This window comes from Salinimicrobium oceani (assembly GCF_012037645.1).
This window is the reverse complement of sequence record NZ_JAAVJR010000028.1, coordinates 1-1,246: the sequence shown is the minus strand read 5'-3', so window position 1 is coordinate 1,246 and position 1,246 is coordinate 1. Positions and strand designations below refer to the sequence as shown.

At 43.4% G+C, this 1,246-nt stretch carries 2 protein-coding genes; both read right to left on the bottom strand.

Annotated elements, in window-relative coordinates; genetic code table 11:
* Positions 1-72: 72 nt before the first annotated feature.
* Positions 73-759 (bottom strand): tRNA (guanosine(37)-N1)-methyltransferase TrmD, encoded by a 687-nt coding sequence (gene trmD / locus HC175_RS15110; protein ID WP_168139318.1) that lies wholly within the window; start codon positions 757-759, stop codon positions 73-75.
* A gap of 68 nt (positions 760-827) precedes the next feature.
* On the bottom strand, positions 828-1,246 hold a 419-nt coding region (locus HC175_RS15105; RefSeq protein ID WP_168139317.1), incomplete at its 5' end, for a hypothetical protein.

Here is a 1,246-nt window from a genome sequence, read left to right as displayed (position 1 = left end):
GATCGCCAGAGGTTGGTCCAGAAACGTGTGCAAAAGTAATAAATTTTCTTATTCCTGAAAGGAAGTAAATAATTATTTTTCTTCTTCGCTCAGAAGGTCAGGCCTTAGTTCCCTGGTGCGGGCATAGGCCTGTTCTTCTCTCCATTCTTCGATCTTCGGCGTCTTTCCGGAAGTGAGGATTTCAGGCACTTTCCAGCCCTTATATTCAGCAGGGCGGGTGTAAATGGGCGGCGCCAACAGGTTATCCTGAAAAGAATCGGTGAGGGCAGAGGTCTCATTTCCCAAAACTCCCGGCAGCAAGCGTATCACTGCGTCACATAGAACCGCAGCTCCCAGTTCTCCTCCCGATAAAACGTAGTCTCCCACAGAAATTTCCCGGGTGATGAAATGTTCTCTTACCCGTTGATCTACTCCTTTATAATGGCCGCAGAGGATAAGCAGGTTTTCCTTTAGAGAAAGCTGATTGGCTATGCCTTGTTTTAAGGTCTCACCATCGGGTGTCATATAGATCACCTCATCATAATCTCTTTCAGCCTTTAATGCCGTAATACATTTATCTATGGGTTCGATCATCATCACCATGCCGGCACCTCCTCCAAACTGGTAGTCATCAACCTGCTTGTAATTGTCAGTCACATAATCCCGGAGATTATGAAGATGTATCTCTACCAGTCCTTTTTCAATAGCTCTTTTTAAGATAGAGGCTTCAAAAGGACTTGTAAGGATTTCGGGGACTACAGTAATGATATCAATTCGCATAGCATAGAACATGAGGCTGTGCCGGTTAAAGCGACAAAGGTACTCAAAAGGAAAAGAGCCTTCTTGTGTTATTTTGCCAGCTTAAGTTGTTTGTTCTTTTCGTCCTGTAGCAGCCTGCCTAATCTTTGCTCTTTTTCAAGCGCTTTCACACGATAAGCATCAAATTCTTTTTCAAGTTCATTGAAATTCTTCCTGGCTTCGGTAGTATGAATATGGCTTCTTTTAAATCTCACTACGAATAACGCCAGGGCAAGAACCAGAACTCCAATAATACTCCACATGGTGGTGTTGTATGCGGCTTTACTCAAAGACATTCCAAGGAAAGGAATGTTATCTTTTTCAGAAGTCACAGTATTCAGTTGGGCTTCCATTGCCTCAAGATCGGACTTCAATTGAGCCATTTGTTCTTTCTGGGCTGCAGTAGCCTCTTTTGAAGCAGCGATCTCTTCCTTAAGTTCGGCAATTCGGTTGGAAGTTAATTTTTGTA

Bases quoted from the DNA above. Each gene is read 5' to 3' on its own strand.
- trmD (WP_168139318.1), bottom strand. From the start codon at position 759: ATGCGAATTGATATCATTACTGTAGTCCCCGAAATCCTTACAAGTCCT.